The sequence below is a fragment of the Streptomyces sp. NPDC002623 genome (assembly GCF_053592635.1).
Genome location: NZ_JBSFWB010000052.1, coordinates 31,540 through 56,129 on the forward strand (window position 1 = coordinate 31,540; position 24,590 = coordinate 56,129).

The 24,590-nt window shown below is 69.8% G+C and carries 20 protein-coding genes; 9 read left to right on the forward strand and 11 right to left on the reverse strand.

Annotated features, from left to right (window positions below):
- Nucleotides 1–15: 15 nt before the first annotated feature.
- The gene (locus ACWD4O_RS44535; protein WP_451288769.1) at nucleotides 16–1,479 is read right to left on the reverse strand and encodes an amino acid permease; all 1,464 of its coding nucleotides are present in this window, start codon (nucleotides 1,477–1,479) and stop codon (nucleotides 16–18) included.
- Between the two features lie 204 nt (nucleotides 1,480–1,683).
- Between ACWD4O_RS44535 and ACWD4O_RS44540 the strand changes: the two genes are divergently transcribed.
- The 4 genes from ACWD4O_RS44540 to ACWD4O_RS44555 all read left to right on the forward strand — a co-directional run bounded on the left by ACWD4O_RS44540 (nucleotide 1,684) and on the right by ACWD4O_RS44555 (nucleotide 7,216).
- Nucleotides 1,684–2,832: a helix-turn-helix domain-containing protein gene (locus ACWD4O_RS44540; protein WP_451288770.1), complete on the forward strand. Its 1,149-nt coding sequence runs from the start codon at nucleotides 1,684–1,686 to the stop codon at nucleotides 2,830–2,832.
- 10 nt (nucleotides 2,833–2,842) lie between these two features.
- Complete coding sequence (locus ACWD4O_RS44545) at nucleotides 2,843–5,524, forward strand: BTAD domain-containing putative transcriptional regulator (RefSeq protein ID WP_451288771.1); 2,682 nt, start codon at nucleotides 2,843–2,845, stop codon at nucleotides 5,522–5,524.
- 106 nt (nucleotides 5,525–5,630) lie between these two features.
- Nucleotides 5,631–6,548, forward strand: coding sequence for a TIGR03619 family F420-dependent LLM class oxidoreductase (locus ACWD4O_RS44550; RefSeq protein WP_451288772.1), 918 nt, complete (start codon nucleotides 5,631–5,633; stop codon nucleotides 6,546–6,548).
- Nucleotides 6,549–6,556: 8 nt separating this feature from the next.
- On the forward strand, nucleotides 6,557–7,216 hold the full coding sequence (locus ACWD4O_RS44555) for a hemerythrin domain-containing protein (protein WP_451288773.1): 660 nt from the start codon (nucleotides 6,557–6,559) through the stop codon (nucleotides 7,214–7,216).
- Between the two features lie 137 nt (nucleotides 7,217–7,353).
- Here the strand turns inward: ACWD4O_RS44555 and ACWD4O_RS44560 are convergent, their stop codons facing one another.
- From ACWD4O_RS44560 to ACWD4O_RS44580, 5 genes are all read right to left on the reverse strand, one after another.
- The gene (locus ACWD4O_RS44560) at nucleotides 7,354–8,343 is read right to left on the reverse strand and encodes a zinc-dependent alcohol dehydrogenase family protein (RefSeq protein ID WP_451288774.1); all 990 of its coding nucleotides are present in this window, start codon (nucleotides 8,341–8,343) and stop codon (nucleotides 7,354–7,356) included.
- Entirely contained in the window at nucleotides 8,340–9,227 is an 888-nt protein-coding gene (locus tag ACWD4O_RS44565) for a carbohydrate ABC transporter permease (RefSeq protein WP_451288775.1), read from the reverse strand. The genes ACWD4O_RS44560 and ACWD4O_RS44565 overlap by 4 nt, the downstream gene beginning before the upstream one ends.
- On the reverse strand, nucleotides 9,224–10,189 hold the full coding sequence (locus tag ACWD4O_RS44570; protein WP_451288776.1) for a carbohydrate ABC transporter permease: 966 nt from the start codon (nucleotides 10,187–10,189) through the stop codon (nucleotides 9,224–9,226). The genes ACWD4O_RS44565 and ACWD4O_RS44570 overlap by 4 nt, the downstream gene beginning before the upstream one ends.
- Nucleotides 10,190–10,275: 86 nt before the next feature.
- A complete protein-coding gene (locus tag ACWD4O_RS44575) occupies nucleotides 10,276–11,643 on the reverse strand; it encodes an ABC transporter substrate-binding protein (RefSeq protein WP_451288788.1) in 1,368 nt (455 codons plus the stop codon).
- Between the two features lie 149 nt (nucleotides 11,644–11,792).
- Entirely contained in the window at nucleotides 11,793–12,554 is a 762-nt protein-coding gene (locus ACWD4O_RS44580) for a DeoR/GlpR family DNA-binding transcription regulator (protein WP_450951133.1), read from the reverse strand.
- Nucleotides 12,555–13,077: 523 nt separating this feature from the next.
- On the opposite strand from ACWD4O_RS44580, the gene ACWD4O_RS44585 reads away from it, so the two are divergent.
- From ACWD4O_RS44585 to ACWD4O_RS44595, 3 genes are all read left to right on the forward strand, one after another.
- Complete coding sequence (locus ACWD4O_RS44585) at nucleotides 13,078–15,384, forward strand: MMPL family transporter (protein WP_451288777.1); 2,307 nt, start codon at nucleotides 13,078–13,080, stop codon at nucleotides 15,382–15,384.
- A gap of 95 nt (nucleotides 15,385–15,479) precedes the next feature.
- Nucleotides 15,480–16,673, forward strand: coding sequence for a sensor histidine kinase (locus tag ACWD4O_RS44590; protein ID WP_451288778.1), 1,194 nt, complete (start codon nucleotides 15,480–15,482; stop codon nucleotides 16,671–16,673).
- A complete protein-coding gene (locus tag ACWD4O_RS44595; RefSeq protein WP_451288779.1) occupies nucleotides 16,670–17,353 on the forward strand; it encodes a response regulator transcription factor in 684 nt (227 codons plus the stop codon). Before ACWD4O_RS44590 ends, ACWD4O_RS44595 begins: the two co-directional genes overlap by 4 nt.
- A gap of 278 nt (nucleotides 17,354–17,631) precedes the next feature.
- Here the strand turns inward: ACWD4O_RS44595 and ACWD4O_RS44600 are convergent, their stop codons facing one another.
- On the reverse strand, nucleotides 17,632–18,726 hold the full coding sequence (locus ACWD4O_RS44600) for a barstar family protein (protein WP_451288780.1): 1,095 nt from the start codon (nucleotides 18,724–18,726) through the stop codon (nucleotides 17,632–17,634).
- A gap of 118 nt (nucleotides 18,727–18,844) precedes the next feature.
- Nucleotides 18,845–19,204, reverse strand: a complete 360-nt coding sequence (locus ACWD4O_RS44605; protein ID WP_336114730.1) for an excisionase — start codon at nucleotides 19,202–19,204, stop codon at nucleotides 18,845–18,847.
- A 68-nt stretch (nucleotides 19,205–19,272) separates the two neighbouring features.
- Between ACWD4O_RS44605 and ACWD4O_RS44610 the strand changes: the two genes are divergently transcribed.
- Together ACWD4O_RS44610 and ACWD4O_RS44615 are read left to right on the forward strand one after the other, a co-directional pair.
- Complete coding sequence (locus tag ACWD4O_RS44610) at nucleotides 19,273–20,244, forward strand: Clp protease N-terminal domain-containing protein (RefSeq protein ID WP_451288781.1); 972 nt, start codon at nucleotides 19,273–19,275, stop codon at nucleotides 20,242–20,244.
- Nucleotides 20,245–20,456: 212 nt separating this feature from the next.
- A complete protein-coding gene (locus ACWD4O_RS44615) occupies nucleotides 20,457–21,320 on the forward strand; it encodes a PhzF family phenazine biosynthesis protein (RefSeq protein WP_451288782.1) in 864 nt (287 codons plus the stop codon).
- Between the two features lie 61 nt (nucleotides 21,321–21,381).
- On the opposite strand, the gene ACWD4O_RS44620 is transcribed toward ACWD4O_RS44615, so the two are convergent.
- From ACWD4O_RS44620 to ACWD4O_RS44630, 3 genes are all read right to left on the reverse strand, one after another.
- Nucleotides 21,382–22,302 (reverse strand): hypothetical protein, encoded by a 921-nt coding sequence (locus ACWD4O_RS44620; RefSeq protein ID WP_451288783.1) that lies wholly within the window; start codon nucleotides 22,300–22,302, stop codon nucleotides 21,382–21,384.
- A gap of 93 nt (nucleotides 22,303–22,395) precedes the next feature.
- The gene (locus ACWD4O_RS44625) at nucleotides 22,396–23,700 is read right to left on the reverse strand and encodes an erythromycin esterase family protein (RefSeq protein ID WP_451288785.1); all 1,305 of its coding nucleotides are present in this window, start codon (nucleotides 23,698–23,700) and stop codon (nucleotides 22,396–22,398) included.
- 419 nt (nucleotides 23,701–24,119) lie between these two features.
- Nucleotides 24,120–24,590 (reverse strand): DNA-directed RNA polymerase subunit alpha C-terminal domain-containing protein (locus ACWD4O_RS44630; protein WP_451288786.1); only part of this gene is annotated, 471 nt, incomplete at its 5' end.

The window sequence follows — 24,590 nt, forward strand, 5'->3', positions numbered from 1 at the left end:
GGGAAACAGCGGGTCTCACTGGGGAGCCGGGCCGGTCTCGGACCCGGCGGGGCGGCGGTCGGCCGCGAGGGCGAGGACCCGGCCGCGCACCCCGAACCAGCCGACGACGAGCATGGGGACGATGACGAGCAGTGTCCCGACGGTGAACGTCCCCACGGGGTAGTCGAACAGCATCAGGACGAGGACCCCGCACAGGAACAGCAGGGTCAGGTACGAGGTCCAGGGGGCGCCGAAGAGGCGGAACGCGGGGCGGCTCACCCTGCCCTGCTGTGACCAGCGGTACAGCCGCAGCTGACACAGCACGATGGTCGCCCAGGTGCAGAGGATCGCCAGGGCGGTCGCGTTGATGGCGATCTCGAAAGCCCGCTCCGGGACGAGGGCGTTGAGGCCGACGCCGAGCAGTGCCAGGACGGAGGTGAACAGGACGCCCCCGTAGGGCACCCCCTGACGGCTGAGGCTGCCCATGAACCGGGGAGCGGTCCCGGAGCGGGACATCGAGCGGTAGATGCGGCCGGTCGAGTACAGGCCGGCGTTGAGGCTGGACAGCGCCGCCGTGAGCACCACCAGGTTCATCGCACCGCCCGCGCCGGGCACGCCGATGCTGTTGAAGAACGTCACGAAGGGCGATTCCCCGGCCCGGTAGGAGTCGTACGGCAGCAGCAGGGCGAGCAGGGTCGTGGAGCCGACGTAGAACACTGCGATGCGCCAGATGACGGCGTTGACCGCGCGCGGCATCACCTTGGCGGGGTTCTCGGCCTCCCCGGCCGCGACGCCGATCAGATCGATGCCGGCATAGGCGAACACGACGCCCTGCACGATGATCACCGCGGGCAGGAGCCCGTTCGGCAGGATGCCTCCGTGGTCGGCCACCGTGGAGAGTCCGGCGTCGTGCCCGTCGACCGGGAACCCGGCGGCGAGGATCACGGCTCCGGTCACGAGGAAGACGACGATCGCGGCGACCTTGACGAGGGCGAACCAGAACTCCAGTTCGCCGAAGAAGCGGACGGACACAAGGTTCGCGCCGGTCACGACGAGCAGTGCGGTGAGCGCCAGCAGCCATTGGGGGACGCTGCGCAGCGCCGACCAGTAATGGAAGTACGTGGCGACCGCGGTGATGTCGACGATCGCGGTGAGAGCCCAGGAAATCGAATACACCCACCCGGACACGAAGGCGGCCTTTTCCCCGAAGAACTCACGAGCGTACGAGACGAAAGACCCCGAGTTCGGGCGGTGCAGCACCAGTTCGCCGAGCGCACGGAGAATGAAGAAGGCGAAGATTCCGCAGAAAGCATAGACGATCGCCAGCGCCGGACCGGCCGACGCCAGTCGACCGCCGGCACCCAGAAAGAGGCCGGTGCCAATGGCGCCTCCGATGCCGATCATCTGGATCTGCCGGTTGGAAAGCCGCTGCTGGTAGCCCGACGGGTCGCCGCTGGAGCCGGCGGGATGCGTGGACCGCGTGTCCGTTTCGACAGCCACGAGCTCCTCCTTTTCTCGGCACCTGGCGGTGCGCATCGGAAGAGTGTCAGCGGTCGTTGGCATGGACAATGAAAAATTGCACCGTACGCGGCACCAAAAATTTGGCCTCTGCACAAGGGAGGCCCGACGATTTCCGCCGAGGGCCACCGCTACGTAACATCACGGGGCCGAGTGGCAAGTCGCACCGGCGGAAAGGAGACGCGCGTGTTCGACCACGACACGGAGCAATGGGACGACGTCGTCGAGCGGACGCGCGGTCGACTGGACGCGATGGTCGAGCAGTTCCTGGCCCGGACCATGGCGGACCCCGCGTACGCCGACTCCGCACTGACGGCGGAGGATCTGCGCCGGGCCAGTGTCCAGTCCTTCACGGCCATCCTCGACAGCCTGCGCTCGGACGGCACCGCGGACGTGCTGATCTCCATCGCCGAGTCGATCGGCACCCGGCGCGCCCGCCAGGCCGTGCCACTGGACAGCCTGCTGCGTGCCGTCAGGCTGGACTTCACCGTGCTGTGGGACAACCTGGCGGACCCTGCCTGCGGTGCCGATCCGGCCCTTCTGGTGCGCAACGCCGGACGGGTGTGGGCCACGGTGGACGCCTTCGCGGCCCATGTGCAGGAGCACTACCTGGCGGAACAGGTGGCGATCGAACAGGCCGACGCCGACCTCCGACGACAGTATCTGTCCCAGCTGTTCGGACCGACCCGGCCGACCGGGGCCGCGCTGGACCGCATCGCCGGAGCTCTCCGCATGCCCAAGACGGGACATTTCTGTGTGGCGGCCACGTCCAGGGACGACGGAGTCACCGTCCGCAGAAGACTGCGGGCCCTCACCCGCCGGGACGACAGCTTCCTCACCTACGACATGGGACACCACACCCTCTTCATCTGGCCGACCGCGCAGACCGCCCTGGCCGGGCTCCCGCCCACGGCGAAGGAATTGTTCACCGACATGGCGGTCGCCGTCGCGCCGGTGGCGCGAGGACTCGTCCGGGTCCGGGAAGCAGCCGCGGCGGCCCGGGAGATCATGACCGACCTGCCGATGGACAGCACGGGTGTCGCGACGCTGGCCGACCGCTGGATATCCGTCACGCGACATCTGCTGGCCGACGTCGGCTGTGAACTCGGGCAGATCGTCTTCCCGTACCTGGAGAAATGCACGGAACTGGAAAGGACGAAGATCCTCGAAACGGTCCGAAAGTATCTCGAAACAGGCAGCCTCGGGGACACCGGCCGCGCTCTGAACTGCCACCGCAACACCGTGCTGAACCGGCTCAATGCCTTCGAGAAATACACGGGGCTCGATGTGCAGCGGCCCTACGACGCGGCCGCCGTGATCATTTCCCTGGAATAGACTCCGTCAAGTGGTAACGGCGGTGGAAGGGTACGCGTTCGGGCTGCTGGGGCCACTGAGCGTCCGTCATGACGGACGCGAGCTGGAGCCGGGCAGCCCGCTGCAGCGTGCGGTCCTGGTCCGGCTCCTGCTCGGAGAAGGACGCCAGTGCGGCCTCGACCACCTCATCGACGCACTGTGGGAAGAGCCGCCCGGCAACGCGGTGCGCTCGGTGCAGACGTACGTCTACCGCATCCGCCTCTCGTTGGGCGAGGATCGTTCCCGACTGGAAACCACACAGGGCGGATACCAGCTCGACATCCCGGAGCAGGCGGTCGACGCCCTGCGTTTCGAGCGACTCGTCCGTGAGGGCGAAGAACTGCGGGCCGCACGGCAGACCGGCCCCGCGCTGCGCGCGTTCGACGCCGCGCTGGCGCTGTGGTCGGGGGAGCCGCTGTCCGGCATACCCGGCCCCTACGCCCAGCGGCACCGCCGACGGTTCGTCGAGCTGCGGCTGAACGCCCAGGTGGCGCGGTTGGAGTGCGCCGACGAACTGGGTGAGCACGCCCGCGTGGCCATGGAACTGATCTCGCTGATCGCCGACCATCCACTGCGGGAGGACCTGTACGCGCTGCGCATGCGTGCGCTGTACCACGCCGGGCGGGCGGCGGAGGCCCTCGCGGTCTACGCCGCGGCCCGCGAGACCATGGTCGCCGAGCTGGGCATGGATCCGGGGCCGGAGCTGCGTGAGTTGCAGGCGCGCATCCTCAGCGGCGCCGAGCCCGAGCCCGACCCCGTCGAGCCCGAGCCTGTCGAGTCGCGTCCCGGGGGACATCGCGCCGACGCCACGACGGCCGCCGGTGCTTCCGGCGACGCCCCGACGCCGTCGGGCAGCCAAGGGCAGGGCCTCGCATCGGATGCCGCCCACGGAATCGACCGGTCTGCGACGACGACGCGGGTCGAGGAGGTCCCGGCCGGCGTCCGCCCGCAGCAACTCCCTCCGGCGCCGGGCGACTTCGTCGGGCGGGAGCGGCTGCGGGAGCGGCTCCGGCTCGCGCTGCGGCCCAGCGGGGAGGCGGTCGCGCTCGCCGTGCTCAGCGGTATCGGCGGCGTGGGGAAGACCGCGCTCGCGTTGCGCGTCGCCCACGGCATCCGTGGCGACTACCCGGACGGCCAGCTCTATGTGGACCTGCGGGGCGACGGCGGCCGACCCGCCGATCCCGCGGACGTACTGGTCGACTTCCTCCTCGCGCTCGGCATGCCCGCCGCCGAGATCCCCGCGACGCCCACCGCCCGCGCCGGGGCCTATCGCAGCCTGACCGCCGATCGCCGGACCCTGGTGCTCCTGGACAACGCGTCCGACACCGCCCAGGTGACACCGCTGCTCCCCGGCACCCCCGGCAATGCCGCGCTGATCACGACCCGGCACCGGTCGCTCGTACCGCCGGGTGCGACGCGTTTCGAGGTACCGGTGCCCGATCAGCAGGAGGCGGTGGACATGCTGGGCCGGTTCACCGGCGACGCCGAGATCGTCGCCGCACCGGAACTCGCGCTGGAACTGGTGCACGCGTGCGGGCAGCTGCCGTTGGCGCTGCGCATCATCGGCGCGCGGGCGGCGGCCCGTCCCGGCCGCGGGCTCGGTGCGCAGTTGCTGCGCCTGCGCGCCGAGGAGCACCAGCTCGACGAGTTGCGGGCCGGAGGCATGTCGGTGGAGGCCACCTTCCAGGTCGGATACCGGGCCCTCGCCCCCGCCCAGGCCCGGGCGATGCGCCTGTGCGCGCTGCTCGACGCCGCCGACTTCCCGGTCGCCGTCGCGGCGGTGCTGCTCGACCGGCCCGAGCAGGAGACCGAGGAGCACCTCGAACATCTGGTGGAGGCCGGTCTGCTCGAACCGCACTCGGCCGACCGCTACCGCTTCCACGATCTGGTACGGGCCTTCGCCGCCCGGCGTGCCGATCGCGAGGATCCCGTCGCGGACCGCGAGGCCGCGTTGGTGCGGCTGACGATGTTCCTCCACGCCACCCTGCTCCAGGCCATGAGCGCGACCGAGCGGGCCGGCTCGCTCAGCACCCATCTCTTCCCCGTGCCACTGACCGGACTGCGGTTCGCCGACGCCGAGGAGGCGCGTACCTGGCTGCTGGCCGAGCACACACTGCTGGTCTCGGTGTTCTCCCGGGTGCTGCGCGACATCCCGGACGCTTCGCCGATCGTCGTCGCCGCGCTGTCGGTGATCGCGTCGAGCGGGCTCTTCGCCGGGCCCGCGCATCAGCGGGAACTGGAACGCATCACGGACCAGGCGGTCACGGCGGCCGAACTGGGCGACGACCCGGCGTTGCAGGCGCAGCCCCGGCACATACGGGCCTGGCTCGCCTTCATCCGCGGTGATCTGACAGCGGCGGAAACCGATCTGCGCGAGTCGATCCGGCGTGCGCGCGCCGGTGACGACCCCGTGACGTCCTTCATGTCCGCCCGGCTGCTGTCGGTCGTACTGGCGGACCAGGGGCGGACCCCGGAGGCCGTGGAGTTCTTCGCCGAGTCGGAGGCCGTCGCCGGCGCTGAGGACGATCCGAACAGCCCGGCCTACTTCAGCCGGGAAGTGGCCCGCTTGTTCACCGCCCTCAGCTCGGACCGGGCCGAGGTGAACATCTCCGCGGCCCAGCATGTGTACGAGGTGAGCGATCGACTGCGGAAGGCAGCGGCGGCGAAGCGCTGAGCAGCGCTTTCACCCGCCGTCGACCGGACGTCGATCCGTGTTCGGCACGGTGGTCCGAGAACGGACCGCAACACCTCCTCGAACAGATGACCAACAGGTGACAGACATGCTCAAGATCGGTCTGGGATCTCCCCAGTACGGATTGTTCACCGACCCCTCCACGATCAGCGGGTTCGCCGCCGACGTCGAAGCCATCGGCTTCGACAGCCTGTGGGTGGGCGACCGGGCGTTGGTACCGACGCAACCCCGTGACCCCTATCCCGGCGGCGGCCCCGTACCGGAGGAGTACCGCAACTTCCTGGACCCCATCGTCACCCTGTCCTTCCTGGCTCACGCCACCCGACGGTTGCGCCTCGGGACCAGCACGCTGAACGCGCCCTTCTACTCCCCGCTCCTGCTGGCCCGTTCACTGACGTCCGTCGACATCCTCAGCGAGGGGCGGCTCGACATCGGGTTCGGGCTCGGCTGGTCGTCCGACGAGTACGAGGCCATCGGTGTGCCATGGCGGGGGCGCGGGGCACGGCTGGAAGAGATCCTGGACGTCCTGGATCACGTCTGGTCCGGTTCGTCGGCCGCGCACAAGGGGGCCCGGTGGGCGATCCCGAGCGCGCACCTCGAGACGCTCCCCGTACAGCGTCCCCGCCCGCCGGTGCTCCTGGGCGGCTTCACCCCGGCCACGCTGGAACGCATCGGCCGTCGCGCGGACGGCTGGGCGGGGGTCGCGCTGCCGGTGCCCCAACTGGCGTACGTCATCAGCCAGATACGGCAGATCGCGGAGGCCGCCGGACGTGACCCCGACGCCCTGCGCACGGTCGTCCGGGTGAACCCCGTGGTGACGGCCGAGGCCGCACCGAGCGACGCCGTTCCGCACCGGGGCACGGTCCTGCAGGTCTCGGACTACCTGCTCGCCGCCCACGCGGCCGGGGCCGACGAGGTCCTCATCGACCTGCAGCAGACCGCGCGGAGCGCGGAAGAGCTGACGGACCTGGCACACCGCTTTCACGCACAGCTGAGCAAGGGCTAGGGAGCACCATGTCTGATGCAGTCATCTCGAAGCCGGACGTCCACGACATGGTGGTGGTGCATCGCACGTTCCGTCGATCGTGCGCGGAACTGCCGGATCTGGTGCGCGGCCTGCGGCCCGGCGACATCGCCCGGGCCGCGCTGGTCGTCGACGCGGTGCGGTTCATGCTCATGGGTCTGGAAGCCCACCATGTCAGCGAGGACGAATTCCTCTGGCCCCGGCTCGCGGCACGGACGGCGGGGCAGGCCGAGGCGATCGCGCGCATGGAGGAACAGCACCACCGGCTCGAAGAGCTTCTCGCGCAGGTGACGGGCGCGCTGGACGGGCTGGCCGCCGATCCCCGGCCGCCCCTCTGTGCGCAGGTGGCGGCGCAACTCGCCGAACTGGGCTCGGTGTTGAACGCGCACATGGACGAGGAGGAGAACACCATCCTGCCCTTGGCCGCCGAACATCTGAGCGTCGCCGAATGGGAGGAACTCGGCGAGATCAGCCTGGCGAAGCTGGACAAGAAGCATCTGCTGCGCGCCTTCAGCGCGTTGATGGCAGTAGCGACTCCCGAAGAGCAGCGAACGCTCCTCACCAAGGCGCCACTGCCCGCCCGTGTCCTGTGGCGGCTGTCCGGCCGCCGTTCGTACGCCCGTCGGGAGGCCCGCCTGTACGGGGTGTGAGCCGGGCGCCCCGCCGCAGGCGGTTGCGGCAGCGTGCATGCGGCCCGTACCGGAGTGTGCCGGACACGGCTCACCAGCACGGGCCGCAGTGGACGTGAAGTACAGCGGGTGGGGAAACCCGAACCCGGCCGCCTGGGTCAGGGCGCTATGACGATCTTCCGGCCCTGGCCCGCCGCGAACTGGGCGAGTGCCTGCGGGTAGTCGTCCAGCGGCAGACGGTGGCTGATGAACACCTGGGGGTCGAGCACTCCGGCGGCGAAGAGGTCCGCCGCGCGTTCGAAACTGTGCAGGACGGCCATGGATCCGGTGATGGTGATCTCCTGGTTGTAGATGCGGTAGGGCGAGATGGTCGCCGTCGTCGCGTAGTCGGAGACGCCGAACTGCAGGAACGTGCCCGCCTTCGCGACGCGGTCCAGGCCGTCCTGGATGGCGGCCGCGTTGCCGGTTGCGTCGATCACCACCTCCCAGCCGCCGGGCTGCTGGAACTCCTCCGCCGAGGCAGCCGCCCTCGAACAGCCCAGCTTCTCGGCCGTGGCGAGGCGCTCGGGATTGAGATCGAGGACGTCCACCGAAGCGGCGCCGGTGCGCTTGGCCAGCTCCAGCATCATCAGGCCCATCGTGCCGCTGCCGTAGATGAGTACCTTCGCTCCCACCTTGGCATGGAGGACGTCGTATCCGCGGACCGCGCAGGACAGCGGCTCGATGAGGGCGGCGTCCGCCACGTCGACATGCTCGGGCAGCCGGACACAGTTGGCGACAGGGGCCACGGCGTACTCCGCGGCGCCGCCGGCGACGGTGACGCCGATCGCCGCCCACCGGTCGCAGAGGTTGTTGCGGCCGTTACGGCAGTAGCGGCACTCGTTGCAGTACAGCGAAGGGTCGACGGCGACCCGGTCGCCGACGGCGAGCTCGGTGACCTCGGCGCCGATGCCGACGACCTCTCCGGCGAACTCATGGCCGGGGACGATGGGCAGCCTGGGGGCGAACTCGCCCTGGAGGATGTGCAGGTCCGTGCCGCACAGCCCGCAGACGGCCACGTCCACGACGACCTCTCGCGGCCCGGGGGTGGGATCGGGGACCGTGGTGACGGTGACCTTGCCGGGGGCTTCGATGACGGCGGCTTTCACTTGACTGCTCCTAGGGACAGGCCGCGGACCAGCTTGTCCTGGGCGGCCCAGCCTGCGATGAGGACGGGCAGGGACACCAGGGTGGCGGCGGCGCACAGACGGGCGAGGAAGAGGCCTTCGTTGGTGATGAACCCGACGAGGAACACCGGGGCGGTGGAGGCGTTGGTCGCGGTGAGGTTCACGGCGAAGAGGAACTCGTTCCAGCTGAAGATGAAGCAGATCAGCGCGGTGGCGGCGAGCCCCGGCATGGCGACCGGGCCGACGATCCGCAGCAGCACGGTGGGCAGGCCGGCGCCGTCGACCTCGGCGGCCTCCAGGATCTCCTTGGGGACCTCGGCGAGGAAGGAGCGCATCATCCACACCGCGATCGGCAGGTTCATGGCGGTGTAGAGGACGATCAGCGTCCAGACGTTGTCCAGCATCCCGGCGTCCTTGACGATCAGATACACCGGCAGCAGCGCCGCGATGGCGGGGAGGAACTTCGTCGACAGGAAGAAGAACATCACGTCGGTCCACTTCTCGACCGGCTTGATGGACAGCGCGTAGGCCGCCGGCACCGCGAGGGCGAGGACGAGCAGCGTCGAAATCACGCTCGCCATGGCCGAGTTGAGGAGGTACGGGGTGATGTCCCGGCCCAGCAGCAGCTCGTACTGGTCCAGGGTGATCGGCGCGAACAGGCTGGGCGGGTTGGTGGCGGCGTCGGCCTCCTGGTGGAAGCTGGTCAGCACCATCCACGCCACCGGGGCGAAGAAGGCCAGAGTGGCGAGCCAGGCGACGAAGGTCCACCCCGGTGTCAGCCGCGGCGGGCCGCCGTGGTCGTCCTTGCGGCGGAGGAACTTCTTGAGCCCGGTCCTGGGGGCGGCGACTGCCGCGTGCGCGGTCATCGGGAGACCTCCTCGCGGAACAGGGACGCGATGGTGCGCAGGGCGAACGTGGCGACGACGATGGAACCGAGCACCACGACCACGCCCGCGGCGGCCGCCTCGCCGTACTCGTACTTGCGGAACATGGTCAGATAGATCTCGTAGGGCAGGTTGGTGGTCTGCGAGCCGGGGCCGCCCTGGGTGATGGTGAAGACCGCGTCGAAGGTCTGCACGACGTAGATCGTGCCGAGCAGGACACCCAGCTCGATGTACTGGCGCAGATGCGGCAGCGTGATGTGGCGGAAGGTCTGCAGCGCCGAGGCGCCGTCGACCCGGGCGGCCTCCAGCACGTCACCGGGCTGGGCCTGGAGCCCGGCCAGCAGGATGAGCATCATGAACGGAGTCCACTGCCACACCAGCGCGACGACGACGGCGGGCATCGCCGAGTTCGACACCCAGTCGACGGTGGGGCCGTTCTCGGCTCCGAAGAGGCGGTACACGGCGTTCAGGGTGCCGTTGAGGAGGCCGTAGTCGGGGTTGTAGATGGCGTGCTTCCACAGCAGCGCGGCCGCGACGGGCATCACCAGGAACGGAGCGATGAGCAGCGTGCGGGCCAGGCCCCGGCCGGGGAAGCGGCGGTCGAGGAGGAGCGCGAGACCCAGCCCCAGCGCCACGCTGACGACGACCACCGAGGCGGTGAGCACGATGGTGTTGAGCACCGCCGTGCGCAGCCTCTCGTCGGTGAAGACGAAGGTGTAGTTGGACAGGCCGGTGAAGTGTCTCTCGCCCGGCTTGAGGATGTTCCACCGGAGGGTGGAGATGACCAGTGTGGCCACGAAGGGCAGCTGCGTCACGATGACCGTGAAGACCAACGCGGGCAGCAGCGGCAGGCGCCGCCGCCACTTCTGCGCCGTTTCACGCTTGCCGGACTGACGTGGAGGGGGTGTGCGCACCGCTGCGGGCGCGGGAGTGAGCGTGGTCATGAGGGGGTCCTTGAACCGGCCGGCGACGGCCGAGGGATGGGGAAGCGGTGCCCGGCCGGCGTCGGCGGCCGACCGGGCGGCGAGGGTCACTTCTGGTAGGTCTTGGCGACTTCCTCCGCGAGCTCCTGGCCCTTGTCCAGAGCCTTGTCCACGCTGGTCTTGCCGGCGATGGCCGCGGAGATCTCCTGGGTCACCTTGGTGCCGAGGTCCTGGAACTCGGGGACGGCCACGAACTGGACGCCCACCGTGGGCCGCGGCTGTACACCCGGGTCGGTCGGGTTCGCCTGCTCGATGGACTTCAGGGTGATGTCACCGAAGGCCGCGGCGGCCTTCTTGTACTCGGGGATCTCATAGGTGCTGGCTCGCTTCCCGGCGGGAACACGCGACCAGCCGAGCTTCTCGCCGACGAGGCTCTCGTACTTCTTGCCGGACGCCCACAGCATGAACTGGGAGGCGGCATCGGCCTTCTTGGTGGTCTTCGGCATCGCCCACGCCCAGGTCCACAGCCAGCCGGAGCTCTCCGTCCTGTCCACCGGCGCGTACGCGTAGCCGACCTTGCCCGCGATCTTGCTGGACTTGGGGTCCTCCAGCGATCCGGCCGCGCTGGTCGCGTCGTACCACATCGCGACCTTGCCCTGGCTCAGCGCGTTCAGGCACTCGGTGAACCCGGCCTGCGGGGCGCCCACCTCACCGTGCTTCCTGACCAGGTCGACGTAGAAGTTCGTCGCCTTCTTGAACTCCGCGCTGTTGACCTGGGCCTGCCAGTCCTTGGTGAACCAGGTGCCGCCGAAGGTGTTGACCACGGTCGTCAGCGGCGCGCCGAGCTCGCCCCAGCCTGCCAGACCGCGCAGACAGATGCCCTTCATCCCCGCACGGGCGCCGTCGACCTTGGCGGCGATGTCGGCGACCTCCTGCCAGGTCGGCTTCTCGGGCACCGTGATGCCCTTCTCCGCCATGACCTCCTTGTTGTACATGAGCATCGAGGACTCGCCGTAGAACGGAAGCGCGTACAGCTTCCCGTCGTCGCCGGACAGCGACTGGACCATCGGCTTGAGCAGGTCGGCCGTTTCGAAGGACGTGTCCTTCTCGGCGTAGGAGCTCAGTTCGTGCAGCCAGCCGTTCTTGTGCCAGATGGGCACCTCGTACGCGCCGATCGTGGCGACGTCGTACTGGCCGGCCTGGGTGGCGATGTCCTGGGTGACTTTGTCGCGCAGCTCGTTCTCGGGAAGGATCGTGAAGTTCACGTCGATGCCCGTGTCCTTGGTGAAGGTGTCCTTCGTCAGCTTCGCGATGTCCTCCATCTGCGGATTGCCGACCATCAGCACATTGATGCTCTCGCCCCCGCCTCCGGAGCTCGACCCGCCGGCCCCGCTGCACGCGGCCAGCATCGTGCCTGCGGCCATGGCGGCGAGCACAGCGCGGGTGCTTCTCCGGACACGGGTGATTTTTCGGATGGGCATGGCTGACTCCAGAGGTGTTCGAGGGCATGGGAGGCCCAGGCCCGCGGTCGTGCGGGTGCGTGGTGGGTCGGGGAAGGACGTGGGGGAGAAGGATGCTGGGGAGACGGACGCGGGGGAGAGGGGCGCGGGGAGAGGGGTGCGGGTCAGACCCGGATGACCTGCGGCCCCAGGAGGAAGTAGCGATGGGCTTCGGATGCGGGAAGCCCGGTGTCGGTGACGATCGCCTCGAAGTCGGCGATCTCGGCGAAACGACAGAAGCTGGTCGCTCCGAACTTGCTGTGGACGCCCGAGAACACCCGGCGTCGGGAAACAGCCATGACCTGTGCCTTCACATCGCTCACCGCGGGGTCCGGAGTGGTGAGCCCCCATTGGCGGGAGATGCCGTTCGCGCCGACGTACGCCAGGTCGATGACGAGGCCGGACAGCATGTCGGTCGCCCAGTGATCGACTGTCGCCAGCGTGGCGCCTCGCACACGACCACCCAGCAGCAGCACGGTGACGCTCTCGACGGCGGCCAGGGTGCCGGCCGCGGCGAGGGAGGAGGTGACGACGGTCAGCGGCCGGTCGCGAGGCAGAGCGGCGGCGATGAGCTGTGGGGTGTAGCCCTCGTCGATGTACACCGTCTCCGCGTCACCGAGCAGTTCCACGGCGGCGGCGGCGATCCGCGACTTCTCCCCGACCTGACTGGTGGTGCGGTAGGAGAGTGTCGTCTCGAAGCCGGCGCTCTCGACGGGGTAGGCGCCGCCGTGGGTTCGCCGCACCAGCCCGTGAGCGTCCAGCAGGTTCAGGTCGCGCCGCACGGTTTCCCTGGAGATGCCCAGGTCGGCGGCGATCTTGGCCACGTCCACAGAGCCGGCGTGGCGCGCCGCCTCCAGGATGGCCCGTCGGCGTTCCTCGGCGTCCACGGTGACACCTCCCCTCCGCGACTGCGGCCCGACACTCGGTCCGGCCGTTTGCGGTCCGGCGCGGATGCGCCTCCGCATGAGCCCGGCCCGTTCGGGCTCATGCGGACTATTTAGAAGCACGCCCCGCCTCATGAACAGGCTGGACGTCATGAATTCCATGACCGTATGTGCCCGTTTCGCATGCGGTATTTCCGCAGGCAGGAGCCTTGTCCGGCCAACAGCGGAGCAAGATCCCCACCCGGGTCCGCTCCGAACGTGCCCGTTTGCTGCCTGAGCACTCGGCTGTAGCTTCGAGCGGGGCCGTCCGAAGGCGCAATTGTCGCTGCCGCCGCGCGCGGGCGTCGGGTGAGGGACCCGGCGTCATACCCAGGTCGTACGCGCCGCTCGTCCTCAAGGACGGCGGCGGCGCGGCGGCTCGTGCGACGGCACCAAGCCGGAGTGCCAGCACAGGCACGATGCCTCGACGCACCCTCTCCGCCAGGCTGGTGATCTACCCCACCCCAGACCTGGAGATCCGTTTCTCGTGGCTACCTTCCTCTACCGGATGGGCCGGACCGCCTTCCAACGGCGCTGGCTCGTCACGCTGTTGTGGGTCCTGGTTCTCGGCGCCGTCGGCCTCGGCGCCGCCAAGGCGCCCGCTTCCTCCGACGACGGCACGTCCTTCATGCCCGGCATCGAGGCCCAGAAGGCCTTCGACCTGATCGGAGAGCGCTTCCCCGGTACGGACGCCAACGGCGCCAGTGCACGCATCGTGTTCGTCGCCCCCGACGGCCGGCAGGTGACCGGGGCCGGCAACCGCGCCGCCATCGACGCGCTCGTGGCGAAGGCCGCCGACGAGCCGGAGGTCGCCGGCGCGGTGAGTCCGTTCACCGCGGGCGCGGTGAGCAAGGACGGCTCCACCGCCTACGCCACGGTGAACTTCAAGGTGCAGGCCGCCGATCTCACCGACGCGGACAAGGCCGCACTGGAACAGGCCATCGACGACGCCCGCGACTCCGGTCTCACCGTCGAGGTCGGCGGCGACGCGCTCGCCGAGCAGCCCGAGGCGGGCGGCTCCGCCGAGGCCGTCGGCATCGCCCTCGCCGCCGTCGTCCTGCTGATCACCTTCGGATCCCTCGCGGCGGCCGGGCTTCCCCTGCTCACCGCCGTCGTCGGCGTCGGCGTCAGCATGGCCTCGATCCTGGCTCTGGGCAGCGTCTTCGGTCTCTCCCTGACCACCGGGACCCTGGCCACGATGCTCGGACTGGCGGTCGGCATCGACTACGCCCTCTTCGTGGTCTCCCGCTACCGGGAGGAACGCGCAGGCGGCCATGCTCCTCGCGACGCGGCCGGACTCGCCACCGGCACGGCCGGCTCGGCCGTGGTGTTCGCCGGCCTCACGGTCGTCATCGCGCTGGCGGGCCTGTCGGTGGTCGGTGTGCCGATGCTGACCAAGATGGGTCTGTGCGCCGCGGGCGCCGTGGTCGTCGCCGTGCTGGTCGCTCTCACCCTGGTCCCCGCCCTGCTCGGGATGTGGCCGAACGCCGTGCTCTCCCGCGCCACCCGCAAGCGCGGCCGCGCAGTCGGCCGGCCGACCGAAGGCACGGGCAACGGCGGTGCGGACCACCGCGCCAGGGACAATGGCGGTGCGGACAACGGCGGTGCGGACAACGGCGGTTCCCGATGGGCTCGGTTCGTGCTGCGCCGCCCTGTCGCCGTGCTGGTGGCGTGTGTCGCGGGCCTGGGCGTGCTGGCCCTGCCCGCCGCGAGCCTGGAGATGGGCATGCCGGGCGCCGAGTCCAAGCCCGTCTCCTCCACCGAGCGGCGCGCCTACGACGCGCTGGCGGACGGCTTCGGAGCGGGCTTCAACGGGCCGCTGACGATCGTGGTGGACGCCAAGGGGGCGGCGGACGCCAAGGCGGCCGTGAACGAGATCGCCGAGAAGATCGGCGCGACCCGTGGCGTCGTGTCCGTCTCTCCCGCACAGTTCAACCCGGCCGGTGACACCGCGCTGTTCTCGGCGGTCCCGACCGCCGGCCCGAACACCGAGGACACCAAGAACCTCGTCAGGACCATCCGCTCGGAACGAGCCGACCTTGAAGGGGCGACCGGGGCGACGGGGGCGACGGGGGCGACGTTCGAGGTCACCGGCTCCACCGCGATGAACATCGACATCGCGGCGGCCCTGCAGGACGCCCTCGTGCCCTACCTGGCCGTCATCGTCGTGCTGGCCCTGATCCTGCTGCTGGTGGTCTTCCGTTCCGTACTCGTGCCGGTCAAGGCCGCCTTCGGGTTCCTGCTGTCGGTACTGGCCGCCCTCGGCGCGGTCGTCGCGGTCTTCCAGTGGGGCTGGGGCGCGGAACTGCTGGGCGTGGAGCAGGCCGGTCCGATCATGAGCCTGATGCCGATCTTCCTGGTGGGCATAGTGTTCGGCCTGGCCATGGACTACGAGGTGTTCCTGGTCGCCCGGATGCGGGAGGCGTACGTCCACGGCGACCGGGCTCCCCAGGCGATCGTCACCGGATTCCGGCACAGCGCCCGCGTGGTCGTCGCCGCAGCGGTGATCATGATCGCGGTGTTCTCCGGGTTCATCGCCTCCGGCGAGTCGATGATCAAGACCATCGGCTTCGGTCTGGCCGTCGCGGTGCTGTTCGACGCCTTCGTCGTACGGATGGCGCTGGTGCCCGCGGTGCTGGCCCTGCTCGGTGACAAGGCGTGGTGGCTGCCCGGGTGGCTCGACCGGCTGCTGCCCCGTGTCGACGTCGAGGGCTCCGGTCTCGCCGCGTCGCCGACGGGCCCCAGCAGGCCGGAGGGCAGCGAGCCCACGCACCAGGAACCGGCCCGCGTCTGATGCGATCCGCATGTGTGGGCCGCGGCGCCGGACACAGTGGCGCCGTGGCCCACGCATGTCCAAGTACTCTGCCGGGGGAACCGTATCGAGGCGTGATGAGCACATACTGGCAGCGCAGGGCAGCGACCCGTCCGAGGGCCGTCGAAGCCGCGACACTGGTCTTGCTGTTCGCCCTCACTGTCGGTGGCCTCGCCTTCACCCGCACGGTCATGCCCGTGACACCGGCCCTGTGGCCCGGTGTGGCCCTGTCCGCCGTCTCCTGCGCGGCTCTGGTCCGGCGCCGCGACCGACCGCTTCCGGTTGTCGCCGTCACCCTGCTGTGCACCATGGGCCTGGGCGCTCTGGGCTACCTTCTGACCCCCGGGCTGATGGGCGCGCTCCTGGTCGCGCAGTACTCCGTCAGTGTGCGCACCTCGCGCCGGACCACGTGGAACAGCGCGCTGGCGGCCGCGGCCGGCATGATCGTCGCCGGTCTGTTCCTGCCCTCCTTCTACAACTCCCTGATACTCGCCATCGTCAACCCGGCGGCATGGGTGCTGCTCTCGGCGGTCTTCGGCAGCTACGTCCGGGTGCGCCGTGAATTCGCCGTGGCCCGCGCCGAGCACGCGGCGCGCGAACGGGAAGAGGAGGCACGGCATCGGGTGATCCAGGAGCGCATGCGCATCGCACGGGAACTGCACGACGTGGTCGCCCACCACCTCACCCTGGCCGACGCCCAGGCCGGCACCGCCGCCCACCTCGCAAGGACCGACCCCGACAAGGCTTTTGAGATCGTCGGGAGACTGCCGGAGTCCACCGCGGCGGCGCTGCGCGAACTCAAGGCCACCGTAGGGCTCCTGCGTCAGGACACCGACCCCACGGACGAGCTGGCCCCGGCACCCGGTCTGGAGCAGGTGCCCGACCTGGTCGACGCCTGCTCGGCGGCCGGGCTGCAGGTGACCGTCACCACCGGAGGACAGCCGCACCCGCTCACCTCCGTGATCGACCTGACCGCCTACCGGATCCTCCAGGAAGCACTCACCAACGTCACCAAGCACGCCGCTACCCGCACGGCACAGGTCCGGCTCGCCTACACACGCCGCCACCTGACCCTGACCGTCACCAACGACACCCTGCCCGACCGTCCTACGGCCGCACACCGCTCCGGTGGCGGCTTCGGCCTGCGCAACATGCGCGAGCGCGCGACTGCGGTCGGCGGCACCTTCCACGCCAGCCACCACCCGCACGGCGGCTTCGAGGTCGCCTGCACCCTTCCCCTCCACGGCAACGACGAGAGCCCCGCCCCATGACCATCCGCGTCCTGCTCGCCGACGACCAGGCCCTGCTCCGGGCCACCTTCCGTATCCTCATCGACTCGGTCGCGGACCTGACCGTCGTCGCCGAGGCAGCCGACGGCCAGGAAGCCGTCGACCTCACCGCCACCCACAGGCCCGACGTCGTCATCATGGACATCCGCATGCCGAACGTCGACGGCGTGGCGGCCACCGCAGCCATCTGCTCCCGACCGGAACTGTCGGGCACCCACATCCTGATCCTCACCACCTTCGAGAACGACCAGAACGTGGCCAAGGCCCTGCGCGCCGGCGCGAGCGGCTTCCTCGGCAAGGGCGTCCGTCCGGAGGACCTGCTGTCGAGCATCCGCACCGTGGCGACCGGCGACTCGCTCCTGTCACCCACCGCCACGCGAGCTCTCATCACCCGCTTTCTGGCCACCCCGGACACCGACGGTTTCCGCACGCTCCCCGACGCGGTCAAAGCCCTGACCGACCGCGAACGCGAGGTCATGGCCCTGGCCGCGCACGGCAAGTCCAACGCCGAGATCGCCGCCGAGATGGTGCTGAGCCCGCTGACCGTACGCAGCCACATCCAGCGCGCCATGACCAAACTCCACGCCCGCGACCGCGCCCAACTCGTCGTCATCGCCTACCAGAGCGGCCTGGTGAAACCGCATCCACACCCCAACAGCTGACCGACCGGAATCCGTCGGCCCACAGAACCCTCCGACGAGCGCCGTTCGTCACCTCCACCGGCGCGAAGAACTCGCCGCTGCCTGGGACCGGATGCCATCGGCGGAAGCCCACTGGCAGCCCCCGTGGTGGCGACGCAGACGCGTTGCCGCAGCGCCTGGTGTTGGTCATGGCGCCGTGTTGGAGGAGGGCGGCGACCGGGATGACACTGGCCTGGAGGCGGGAGACCTTGCGTCCGACAGTTCACCGCTTTGGTCACCGCCCTCGGAATTGAAGGTTTTCACTTGAAAGCAACGCGCATCCCGCGCTCGGCCAGGACTTCGAGCACCGTTGCCACCAGGTCATACGACTCGCCTTCCGGGGTCAGCATGCGGGACAGGTGCTCGCGCGCGGTGGCAACGTCTCGCCAGAGCAGGGTTGCGGGGGTGGTGTAGCCGAAGTTGCCGCGCAGGCAGTCCACGAGGGCGTTCAGGCAGCCGCCGAAGTAGCCGCCTGGCCCGTTGACGGCCTCGCCGAGTGCCAGATAGAGGCCCGGTTCGTCGGTGATGTGTCGGCCGTCCAGCTCGTACACGTGTCCGGCGGGTCTGGCTTGGTGCTCAAGCCGACAGCCTCGCTCGCGGACGAGATCGAGCCAGGCGCCGCGCTGCCGAGTGTCGAGGCCGACCCAGGCGTCAGGGGCGTCAGGCGGGCCTGCGAGCCAGCACTCCCAGACGGGCAGGGCGTGTCCCGGTACGGTTGCGAGCTCGCCGTCGAGGTCCAGATCGATGAGATCCGTCCCGCGGGAGGCTGGGCGCCACGCGCGGACTTTGGGCCGCAGTAGCCGGTCGGTGAGCGGCTCGCCCCGATCGTCCCGTATCTCCAGCCATGCCTCGTCCAGGTCGAGCGCGCGCCGGGTGCCCGTCGTCAGTGCCCGCCGTAGCCGATCACTCGGGGCGAGCCCTCGCAGGACGAGCGGGGGCGAGTGGTGCTCAGAGGGCAGGATGCGGGCGAACTCCTGGCAGGAGCCCAGCCACCGGTACCCATCGTGGAGTCGAACAGGAGCCCTGTGCCCATCGGGCGGGCCCTCGTATTCGTCCAGACCGGCGAGGACGAGACCGACCATTCCCCCGTACTGTCCGAGGCTCTCCGCGTCCTCCAGCAGCCAGGGATCGAGAGTCCTGTCGTCCGGCACCAGCCAGACCCTACTGCCGACCCAGCCGCGCACCTCGGGCCCGTCCGGAGTCCAGCCAAGCAGTTCGTACGTCCCCCGCCGGGGTTCCCTGAACAGTCCCTCTGCTTCGGCGCAGACGCCCCAGACATGGCCGCTTCCCGAGTCTGTCAGCCTGTACCGCCCCTGGCCGCGATGGTCCCCGTCCTCATGCACGGTAGGCATCATGCCCAGACCGTGAGTCGACCGTGAAGTTCTTTTCGTGGTTGGTCGAAGTGACTTGAGGTTGAGCAATTCACCGATGAGCTGTGGGTCCGGGCTGATGGCACGGTGCTGCTCTCGCCGGTCACTTCCGCTCCAGCGCGGCCAGGCGCAGTTCGAGTTGGTCAACCCGGTGCCGGAGCAGGGTGACCTGGGCTTCCAGGCTGACTTCTCGTTCCGCCCTGCGTTGAATGCGCGGTGACGCGGCGGCGCGCTCGATCACCGCGTCCAGCCGGACCAGGCGCTGCGGCCCGTTCGGGCCGTCCACCAACCGGGACTGGATCTCGCCGTTGCGGTACCAGGACCGCAGGGCCGAGCGGGAAACGCCGGTCTCGGCTTCCGCCTTGGCCAGTGTGACCCAGGGTGTCTCATCCAGCTGCTCGAACAGCTCCAGTTCGTTCTGCCAGCGCGCGAGCCGGTCCTCCCAGTCCGACGGTGTCTCCATCGGACCCTCCCTTCAGCATGGTGACCCTGTCAATAACAGTGTATTGACATGGTTGAGACCATGGAGCCATGTCATTCGAGAAGTTCACCGTGGAAGCCCGCAAGGCAGTCGTCGCAGCTCAGGAGGAGGCGAGGCTGCTCAAGCACGACCACATCGGCACGGAGCACATCCTGTTGGGGCTGTTCGACGCGCCGGACAGCGTGGCGGCGAAAGTCCTGCACCAGCTCGGGTACGACAAGGCGGCGGCGCGGATCGACATCGCCGCGGTGGTCAAGCCCGGCACGCAGGAGCTGACCGGTCATATCCCGTTCGCGCCGCGCGCGAAGAAGACGCTGGAACTCGCCCTGCGCGAGGCGCAGCAGCTGCACCACACCTCCATCGATACGGAACACATCCTGCTCGCCCTGGTCAGCGAAGGTGAGGGCGTCGGCCCGAAGGTGCTTGCCGAGCGGTTCAAGCCGGTCGGCAAGATCCGTGCCGCGGTACTGGCCGCACTGGAGGGATCGCAGGACGTCCCGGCCGGTCCATGGCCGGCCGGCACACCTGCCGCCGAGGACACCGTGTCCGCCGCCAGCGCGCTGGCCGGTGGCGCACCGGTCGGCAGCCATCACCTGCTTGAGGCGATGCTGCGGGCGGAGAACAGCATGGCGGCCAGGGTGCTGCGCGAACTCGGGGTCGACCCGGCCGCGGTCGCCGCCAAGATCGACGAACTGGACCCGGAGACGACCACGGACGCGAACCCGGAGGAAGCCGCCGCCCGCACGATGGAAATCCGGCTGGTCGACGATGAGGTGCACCTGATCCTGCGGGACCCGACAACGGTCACGGCCGCCAAGAAGGTCACCGAGCTGTCCGGTGGCCCGATCCAGGGCGTCGGGCCGGTCGCCGGCATGTTCGTCCCGCTCTGGCGGTCGACCAACCAACTGCTGCTGCAGATCCAGCGCGTACTGGAACCGGAACCCGAGGAAGAGGACGGATCCGCCGCGAGCAACGTGGCCAAGGTCGTGCGCACGGTCCTCGCCCCCCGGCTCCGCCGGTGAGCACATCCGTCAGGCCGCCATCCGGCCCGGCCGGCCGGAGCCGGCGATCACGCTCGGCATGCGCACCGCCCGTGGTGGCTCGCGCACACCCCGGGCGGACCTCCCGCGAGCAGGCAATACGGTGAATCGCAGGCAGCCATGACCATCACCGTCACCATCGTCGGAGCCGGACACGGTTCCTTCCGCCTGCGCCGGGCCGTAGTGTCCGAAACGTGCACTACCTACACGTAGACGTCTTCAGTCCCCAGCCCTACAGCGGCAACAGCCTGGCCGTGTTTCCCGACTCCGGGGAGCTCAGCGCGGAACAGATGACCCGCATCACCCAGGAGATGCGCCACTTCGAGTCGGTCTTCCTGGCACCCGACCGCACCGGCGGTCAGTCCTGGCATGCGCGCGTCTTCGACCTCACCGGAGAGCTCGACTTCGCAGGTCACCCCCTCGTTGGGGCGGCCTGCGTCCTGCACGCTCTGCACGGCAGCGACGACACCGGGACCTGGCGCCTCGAACTGAAGGCCCGCACGGTCGACGTCACCACCCGGCGCCTCGCGGCCGGCCGGTACACCAGCGTCCTCGACCAGGGCCCCGCCTCGTTCCTCGGCCGCCCCCACATCCCCGAACTGGCCTCCTGGTTCTCCCTGGACGCCGACGACCTCGACCCCGACCTGCCGCCCGAGGTGGTCTCCACCGGGCTGCCCTACCTGATGGTCCCCGTACGCGGCGACGCACTCGAGCGCGCCCGGATCGCCCAGGACCTCGAAGCCCCGCTGGCCGCCGTCGGCGCCCAGTTCGCCTACCTGCTCGACGCCGCCGCGCTGGAAGGACGTCACTGGAACAACGACGGCCTCCTGGAAGACGTCGCCACCGGCTCCGGCGCGGGCTGCGCCGCCGCCTACCTGCGCCGCCACGGCCGTATCGAGGACGGCCAGGCCGCCGTCCTGCACCAGGGACGTTTCACCGGCCGCCCCAGCCGGATGACCATCGGCGCACACGGCCAGGGACAGGACGTCCACCGTGTCACCGTGGGCGGCGAGGTGGCCTTCGTCGCCGAAGGACACCTCTCGAAGCTGCCCGCATGACCGCGTCCGCACTGACCGTGACGACAATTGACGCGGTTGGTGTGTTTGCCGTCGGCCGTCTCTAGGGGCGGATGGTTGCCCCCGGCGGTGCCGGGTCGGGGCTGATGATGAAGTCCTCCGGCCAGACCGTGAGTTGGATGTCCTGGCCCGCGGCCTCGATCACGTCGTGCAGGTTGCCGTGCTCGCCCCGGTCGAGGAGGAAGAGGGGATCGTCGCGGTGCACCGGGTCGCTCCGCAGCCAGGCGTCGAAGCCGTTGAAGTCGGTGGCTCCCGACGCGAGGTAGGGGAGGATCCGCCGGAACAGCTTGGGCCAGATCACCAGCTGCTGCAGCGCGTCGAGGTCCGGGACGCTGGCCTTGCCGTTCGGGTCGGCCTTGGAGCGGGGCCACACCCCCGCCGCCGCTGTCCGCGCCGCGCGGGACGTCGTCGCCAGGTGGGTGCGGAGCGTGGCGGGCAGGGTCGCGTAGAACGCCGGGTAGGCGTGTCCCTCCGTGAGCAGTGTCGCGTTGGCGGACTGGTCGACCCTGGCTTCGTCCAGGAACACGTCCGCCCCGTCCGGCTCGGTCGGGTCGTCCGGGTAGACGAACCCGATCATGCGGCCGTTGGCGTCGATCCCGTTGGAGAGCACATATCCGCGGATGCTGTCCTGGTCGGCCGACTCGACCTTGTTCGGATGGTCTTCGAAGAAGGTGACGTTGGTGAATCCGAGGAGCTGCAGCAGCCTTTCACGGGCCGCGTTGGCGCCCACCAGTTCCTGGTGGGTCCCGCCGAAGTGCGTCTCCAGCGCGTCGATCGCCTCCAGGCGCACCGAGATGCCCCGGGCGTTGATGTCCGGCGGCATCCCCGACGGCCGGGGCAGGCCCTCGACGAGGGCGGGTGTGTCCGGCTTGAACTTCACCGTGTCGCCGTCAGGCTCCGGCCCCTGCCGCGGCAGGTCGGGATATCGGATGACGAACAGGCCGCGCAACAGCGTGTAGCTCATGGCATTCCTCTCGTCGATGACTAAGCAGATAATAACCCAAAGGGAGTGAATGTGTACTCTCTGTGACAAGAGTCCAGGGGTGCAAGGGCTCGGTCAAGGCTCGTTCAGCAGACGGACGGCCTGTACGCGGTGCAGGTGGATGAGGATGTCGTAGGAGCGGGCCAAAGCGATGTCGTACTCCGGCTCCGGGTACGCCGTACCGATGCTGCGGGTGGGGCGGGCCGTCGTCAGCCAGTCGCGGACGACGGCGGGAGCGGTGCGCAGGTCCAGGACATAGCGGAGGTGGCGTACCCGGTCCAGGACGTACTCGTTGCCTCCCGGCATCGGGGGGCCGACCGTCTGGGTGAGCATCATGGTCTCGGCGGGGTCGGTGGCCTTGAACGAACCCTGGCCGAAGGTGAACCCGACGGCCGCGTACCCTGTGCCGAGCCGGTCGCGGAGGAAGGCTCCCTGGGTCTTGGGTTGATTCGGCGGGTCCTCGGACTCATAGGCGACGTGTCCGTTGTGGGCCGACAGCAGGACCCGGGTCCCGGTCCGCTCCTGCCACCACACGACGTTGTCCGCCATGGCCGAGTCGCGCCAGCGCATGATGGCGGCCACCTGCTCCGGATCGGCGGGGTCGAACGCGTACTGGCGGGCGGTCTGGTCGATCGCCGTCGCATCCCGCAGCGCCCACGCATGCTCCTCGCGTGCCTGTGGGCCGGCCGCAGCGGGCGGCGCGAGACCCGCGAGCAGCGCCACGGCCTGCCCGGTCCGGTCGGCCATCTCCTGGCGCTCGGCCGGCGGCCGGGTGAAGTACGCCTTCTGGTAGGCGCCGGAAGGCAGGGTGGGCGGCAGGCCGCGGTACAGCTCGGCGATGCGTTCCCGAAGCTCGGGGTGTGTTGCGGCGACGTACCCGATCACCCGCTCGTAGAGCTCCGGACCGGTGTAGCCGAAGTCGTCGCCCATGATCCGTACCGGATCGCCGGGGTGGCGGAGGTTGTAGCCCCGCATCCATGCCACCAGGTCCAGGTACTCGGCGCTGTTCCAGAGTGCGTACGCGTACTGGAGGTCCTCGCTCATGATGCGGCGCGGATCCCCCTGCCCGTGCACGATGTAGGCGTCGAGGCGCCGCCCGGTGCTCCAGGGCGCCTCCAGGGCGACCGTCCGAAAGCCCTTCTGCTCCACGAGGTACCGGAAGACGCGGTGCTTCATGGTGACGAACTCGTGGGATCCGTGGGTCGCCTCGCCGACACCGACGACCCGCGCCCGGCCCACCATGGCCCCCATCGGACCGAGGTCTTCCAGACTGCCCCTCGGCTCGGTGGAGTGCAGCGGCCGGGCCGCGCGCTGGACGGCGGCCACGATCCGCTCGTCCCCGTCGTGAGGTGCGGCGGCGGCCGGACCTCCGACCGTCATCGCCGCAATCAGAACCAAAATACGAGGAAACATTCGCACGTGAACGTGTTGCCCGAGGCGCGGCGGGAGAAATCTGCGGCCCCGGGCAATCCGCTCGCATGGACCACGGCAGCCGCCCGGGTACGCGGTGCTCGTCCGCCTACGCGGTGCTCGTCCGCTTACGCGGTGCTCGTCCGACGTGCGTGGCCGCCCGGCCCATGAAGCACTGCGGGGCCGCCCGGCCCATGGAAGGGCCGGGCGGAGTCGACGGCCGACGCAGCTTTCCGCCAGGGTTGTGCGCGGGGGCGGGTCCGGCCGAGGCCGCCCGGAGGGCAGCGTGGGAGGTCTCCTGACCCGCTCCCCGGTCCCCGGTCCCCGGACCCCGGACCCCGTCCCCGTCCCTGTCGCGAAGTGCCTCTACGGCCGGCGCAGGGCGGCGATCAGTACTGCTCGGTCTCCACGAAACCCGCGTCCGCGTCGTTGTCCACACCGATGGCGGCGGCGGTCGGGTCGAATCCGGCCGGGCTGTCCTTGAGGCCCAGGCCCATGCCGGCGAGCTTCTCCTTGACCTCGTCGATGGACTTCGCGCCGAAGTTGCGGATGTCGAGGAGGTCGGCCTCCGAGCGGGCGACGAGCTCACCCACGGAGTGCACGCCCTCGCGCTTCAGGCAGTTGTACGAACGGACGGTGAGGTCGAGCTCCTCGATCGGCATCACCAGATCGGCGGCAAGAGCGGCGTCCACCGGGGACGGGCCCATGTCGATGCCCTCGGCGTCGATGTTGAGCTCACGCGCCAGACCGAACAGCTCGACCAGCGTCTTACCGGCCGACGCCATGGCGTCACGCGGACGCATGGCCTGCTTGGTCTCGACGTCGACGATCAGCTTGTCGAAGTCGGTGCGCTGCTCGAC